Genomic DNA, 5218 nt, shown 5'->3' on the forward strand with positions numbered 1-5218 from the left:
ATCATTTATAAATTTGAAGTTATCGCCATCAAGAAACAGAAGCGCTGAGCTGCTACGGGCAGAATTGTCGTTCATCAGGGCGCTGATGCTGCTCCGGAACGCCGCCCGGTTTGCCAGCCCGGTCAGCGGATCGTGCAGCGCCGTTCGCAATAATTGTGCATTTTTGGCCTGCAAACGCAGCTGCCACTCTTCCATTTCATCCAGCAGGCTGTTGAAGTCCTGGGCAAAATTGTGGAACTCTTCAATCCGCTCTTCAGAGACGCGGCGGGAGAAGTTACGGTTGGTACGCACATCGTGCACCACCTCGGTGATATTTTGCAGCGCCTCAACCACACCACGGTGCAGGTGACGCGTCAGCAAAATGGCAATACCGGAGGCCAGCAGAATCGACCCGGTAAGTACCGCCAGAGAAAGCCAGATGAAGTGGCTGATTAAGCTGTCGCGTGCGGTAAGTCGAACTTCACCGATAATTTCACCACTGTGCCAGACGGGCTGGGCGACGGGGAAGGGAAAGAGCCAGTGACTAATAAAATCCCCTAGCTTATCGTCGTTCTCCAGCGCGTTGTAGCGCCAGGAGGCAATGACATTCTGATTATTGTCGCGAACCTCAGCGGCGGAAAATTGCCCCTGTTGGCCGAGCGCGGCCAACGTTTCTGCGGCGGCGGCATCATCGGCGAATACCAGCGCAGCTTCCAGACTATGGGTCATTGTCGCCGCCGTGAGCTCGAGGTTCCTTTGCGCATACTGTTTTAACGTCAGCACCGAGGCCACACATAGCAGCAGCCAGATCAACGTCATGGTCACGATCACGCTGGTGATGTTGATGCGTCGCAACGCTCGCTTAAATGTGGGACGGGGGGTTAGGGAAAGATCCTTATCCATTTTTATTATTCCGTGCGAGCATCAATACATCCGGATTGACTCTTACGCCACTGCGTGACAAGGAATCCAGATTAACGGCGAATCTGACATCATTATTGTTAATAATCAGACAAAAGGCGCTGCCAATAATGCATTCGGCATTCTGTTCTGCAATTAATAACAACGCCTTAGACGGATATTTATTCGCTAATTCAACCTGAGCGGTGGGAGATTCGCTGCCGAAATAAACACCATCACAACGCGCAGTTAATGCTTCTTGTTCGGTGTAAATAATAACAGGTTGATAAGGCAGCGACGTATCACTGCTGTCTCCCAGGACGTTGACGAACCGGGAAGACGAGAAAATACACAGTCTGGGTGGCCCTGAGAGGGCAGGCCAGCGCGTATAGCTGACAATGCCAGAGACCATGGTGCGAACGTTCTTCGCCGCATCAGGGATGTCATTTGCAAAAACTGGCGATCCTGCCAGTAAGAGCACCAGCAGCATCAGGCATCGGTGAGAAGCGGACATAACGATTTCCTCACCAGCATCTTTTATCAGTCATCAAAATACATCCATGTTTTGTTTAAAGCAAAATAACATTATTTTTGCGGAGCGTCATTATACCTTGTAGATTAACGTATACGCTTTAAGCTAAATCTGACTAAATATTAATTCAGACGTATTGAGCCAGCATTTTCATCGGCACCTTGTTGCCATGCTTCACGCAACTGGCTGGCATTTTCTACGGTATCGCAACTGGCAGGGAAGGTTTTCCCCGTTACGCCTCTGGCATAGACAAAATTTTGCTGACAGGTTTTACGCTGACCTTCTGCATAACCGTTGAGGTATTGCGAACGATCCACCTCCGGGTCGTTAAAGCTATCGGCCAGCGTTTCATTATCTTTAACCGCAACGCCGGAAATTGCATCTTCGATACCGGCGTCATACCAGTTGGTACTGGTCCATGTTGGCGCGTGGGTGTAAGGATCGATCTGGCAGCCACTGAGCAGAAAAATGATTGCGATACTGACTCTTCTCGTCATTGCTCGTTCTCCTGTTTTTCAAAGCATAGCGGACCGTACAATAACCGTGTGTAAATTATTATGTACGGTATGATGGGCTTTAAATCGAACAAATGTCGATTCTGTAACGCAATGTTTACGTATTTTGGATTGATATCTTTACTCGTTGTGTTATCGTTACGTCATCCTCATTGAGGAAAACTATCGCAAACGAGCTAAAACAGGATCGCCATCATGCAAAAAGACGCGCTGAACAACGTACATATTACCGACGAACAGGTTCTGATGACCCCGGAACAACTTAAAGCGGAATTCCCGCTGAGCCTGGCGCAAGAGGCGCAAATCGCCCAGTCGCGCAAAACCATTTCTGACATCATTGCCGGTCGCGATCCGCGTCTGTTAGTGGTGTGCGGTCCGTGCTCCATTCACGATCCTGAAACGGCCCTGGAATATGCTCGTCGATTTAAAGCCCTTGCCGCAGAGGTCAGCGATAGCCTCTATCTGGTGATGCGCGTCTATTTTGAAAAACCCCGTACTACCGTTGGCTGGAAAGGGTTAATTAACGATCCTCATATGGATGGCTCTTTTGACGTTGAAGCCGGTCTGAAAATTGCGCGTCAACTGTTGCTTGAACTGGTCAACATGGGACTGCCGCTAGCGACGGAAGCGCTGGATCCGAACAGCCCGCAGTACCTGGGCGATCTGTTTAGCTGGTCTGCGATTGGCGCGCGAACCACGGAATCGCAAACGCACCGTGAAATGGCATCGGGTCTGTCGATGCCGGTGGGCTTCAAAAACGGCACCGACGGCAGCCTGGCGACGGCGATCAACGCCATGCGCGCGGCGGCGCAATCGCACCGTTTTGTCGGTATTAACCAGGCAGGTCAGGTTGCGCTGTTGCAAACCCAGGGCAACCCGGACGGGCATGTGATCCTGCGCGGCGGCAAAGCGCCTAACTACAGCCCGGCAGATGTCGCCCAGTGCGAAAAAGAGATGGAGCAGGCGGGACTGCGGCCGTCACTGATGGTAGATTGCAGTCATGGTAATTCCAATAAAGATTACCGTCGTCAGCCTGCCGTGGCGGAGTCGGTGGTTGCGCAAATTAAAGATGGCAACCGCTCAATCATCGGCCTGATGATTGAAAGTAATATTCACGAAGGCAACCAGTCCTCCGAGCAACCGCGCAGCGAAATGAAGTACGGCGTGTCCGTTACCGATGCCTGCATCAGTTGGGAAATGACGGACGCGTTACTGCGTGAAATTAACAAAGACTTGAACGGCCAGTTGGCGGCGCGCCAGGCTTAAGAGGTTCGTTATGGTTGCTGAATTGACCGCGTTACGCGATCAAATTGATGAAGTAGACAAGGCGCTGCTGGATTTGCTGGCGCGCCGTCTGGAACTGGTGGCAGAGGTCGGGGAAGTCAAAAGCCGCTTTGGCCTGCCGATTTATGTACCGGAACGCGAAGCCTCAATGCTGGCTTCGCGCCGAGCCGAAGCGGAAGCGCTCGGCGTACCGCCAGATCTGATTGAAGACGTATTGCGTCGAGTGATGCGTGAATCCTATTCCAGTGAGAACGATAAAGGGTTTAAGACGCTGTGTCCTTCGCTGCGCCCGGTGGTGATTGTCGGCGGTGGCGGTCAGATGGGACGGTTGTTCGAGAAAATGCTCACCCTGTCGGGTTATCAGGTGCGGATCCTCGAACAGCATGACTGGGATCGCGCGCAGGAGATCGTCGCGGATGCCGGCATGGTGATCGTGAGTGTCCCGATCCATCTGACGGAACAGGTGATCGCAACATTACCGCCGTTGCCCGCCGACTGTATCCTGGTCGATCTGGCGTCGGTGAAAAACGGTCCTTTACAGGCAATGCTGGCGGCGCACGACGGGCCGGTACTCGGTCTGCACCCGATGTTTGGCCCGGACAGCGGCAGCCTGGCAAAGCAGGTGGTGGTCTGGTGCGATGGACGTCATCCGGAAGCTTATCAGTGGTTCCTGGAGCAGATTCAGGTCTGGGGCGCGCGGCTGCACCGTATTAGCGCCGTCGAGCACGATCAGAACATGGCGTTCATTCAGGCGCTTCGTCACTTTGCGACCTTTGCTTATGGTCTACATCTGGCAGAAGAAAACGTGCAGCTTGAACAGTTGCTGGCGCTCTCTTCTCCGATTTATCGCCTTGAACTGGCGATGGTGGGGCGGCTGTTTGCTCAGGACCCACAGCTTTACGCCGATATCATTATGGCGTCGGAGAGCAATCTGGCACTGATTAAGCGCTATTACAAACGTTTTGGCGAAGCGATCAGTCTGCTGGAGCAGGGAGATAAACAGGCGTTTATCGACAGCTTCCGCAAAGTGGAGCACTGGTTCGGTGACTACGCGAAGCGCTTCCAGAGCGAAAGTCGTACGCTGTTACGCCAGGCGAATGACAGTCGACAGTAATGGCAGGATTATGCCGGATAGCGCCGCTAAAGTGCCTTATCCAGCCTATGCAACATAAACAACAGGCCGGACAGGCATACGCCCTCCGGCCTTGTTGCACGTTAGCTCGGATCGACTGGCACCACGTTCTCACTGGGATAGCAACCCAACACCTTCATGGAGCGAGTAATCTCGCCCAACTCTTTGAGCGCCTTCTGCATCTGTGGGGATTCCAGATTGGCCTGGATGTCGAGATAAAACATCTCTTCCCACGGATTGCCGTGTATGGGGCGGGATTCCAGTTTGGTCATGATCAGATTGTGGTTACGCATCACCAGTAGCGCTTCCACCAGCGCGCCCGCCTGTTGTCCTGTCGCCATCAGCAGCGTTGTTTTGGCTGGCACCTGGTCAGAAACATTGATCGCTTTACGCGCCAGCACGATGAAACGCGTGATATTTTGCGTCTGATTTGCCTCGATACGTTCAAGAACCTGTAAACCATGCAGCACGCCACCGGCTTCGCTTCCGAGCGCAGCAACGCGCGGAGAATTCGCCTGAGCGACCTTTTCCATTGCGGCGGATGTGCTTTCGGTGTATTCAATTTTCCAGTGCGGATAACGACTGAGGAACTTGCTGCACTGCTGGAACGGCTGCGGGTGGCTGTACACCGTCTCAATGGTGTCGAGGTCCGTGGTACCGGAAACCAGCACGCAGTGATCGATAGTCACCGTCATCTCACCCACAATGGAGAGACTGGTGTGCTGGAGCAGATCGTAGACATCGTTAATCCCACCCGAACTGGTGTTTTCAATCGGTACAACTGCGTAATCGGCCTGGCCGGTTTCAACCTGATTAAAGATATCGGCAAACTTTGTACAACCGCTCTCAATAAACTGCTCAAAGTGACGTGCAGCG

Annotated in this window: 6 protein-coding genes; 2 read left to right on the forward strand and 4 right to left on the reverse strand. The window is 52.9% G+C overall.

Annotated features, from left to right (window positions below; translation table 11 throughout):
• The 3 genes from dgcN to AB7E14_RS20215 form a co-directional block, all read right to left on the reverse strand.
• Positions 1–882, reverse strand: an 882-nt coding sequence (gene dgcN / locus AB7E14_RS20205) for a diguanylate cyclase DgcN (protein WP_428169857.1), incomplete at its 3' end; no start/stop codon positions are given.
• Positions 875–1393, reverse strand: coding sequence for a YfiR family protein (locus AB7E14_RS20210; RefSeq protein ID WP_044328073.1), 519 nt, complete (start codon positions 1391–1393; stop codon positions 875–877). The genes dgcN and AB7E14_RS20210, both read right to left, overlap by 8 nt.
• Positions 1394–1533: 140 nt before the next feature.
• Positions 1534–1908 (reverse strand): DUF2799 domain-containing protein, encoded by a 375-nt coding sequence (locus tag AB7E14_RS20215; protein WP_200118870.1) that lies wholly within the window; start codon positions 1906–1908, stop codon positions 1534–1536.
• A 213-nt stretch (positions 1909–2121) separates the two neighbouring features.
• Here AB7E14_RS20215 and aroF point away from each other — a divergent pair, with 213 nt between their 5' ends.
• Both aroF and tyrA read left to right on the forward strand, forming a co-directional pair.
• Entirely contained in the window at positions 2122–3192 is a 1071-nt protein-coding gene (gene aroF / locus AB7E14_RS20220) for a 3-deoxy-7-phosphoheptulonate synthase AroF (protein ID WP_042325901.1), read from the forward strand.
• Positions 3193–3202: 10 nt separating this feature from the next.
• Positions 3203–4324: a bifunctional chorismate mutase/prephenate dehydrogenase gene (gene tyrA, locus AB7E14_RS20225; protein WP_044328071.1), complete on the forward strand. Its 1122-nt coding sequence runs from the start codon at positions 3203–3205 to the stop codon at positions 4322–4324.
• A 101-nt stretch (positions 4325–4425) separates the two neighbouring features.
• On the opposite strand, the gene AB7E14_RS20230 is transcribed toward tyrA, so the two are convergent.
• The coding region (locus AB7E14_RS20230; protein WP_428169858.1) for a prephenate dehydratase domain-containing protein at positions 4426–5218 on the reverse strand (793 nt) is incomplete at its 5' end.

The organism is Citrobacter sp., assembly GCF_050252275.1.
In the GTDB taxonomy this organism is placed as follows: domain Bacteria; phylum Pseudomonadota; class Gammaproteobacteria; order Enterobacterales; family Enterobacteriaceae; genus Citrobacter_A; species Citrobacter_A amalonaticus.

What these genes read in the sequence shown, in the direction of transcription:
- AB7E14_RS20215 (WP_200118870.1), bottom strand. Translation starts at nt 1,908, where the DNA reads ATGACGAGAAGAGTCAGTATCGCAATCATTTTTCTGCTCAGTGGCTGC.
- tyrA (WP_044328071.1), top strand. Translation starts at nt 3,203, where the DNA reads ATGGTTGCTGAATTGACCGCGTTACGCGATCAAATTGATGAAGTAGAC.
- AB7E14_RS20210 (WP_044328073.1), bottom strand. Translation starts at nt 1,393, where the DNA reads ATGTCCGCTTCTCACCGATGCCTGATGCTGCTGGTGCTCTTACTGGCA.
- aroF (WP_042325901.1), top strand. Translation starts at nt 2,122, where the DNA reads ATGCAAAAAGACGCGCTGAACAACGTACATATTACCGACGAACAGGTT.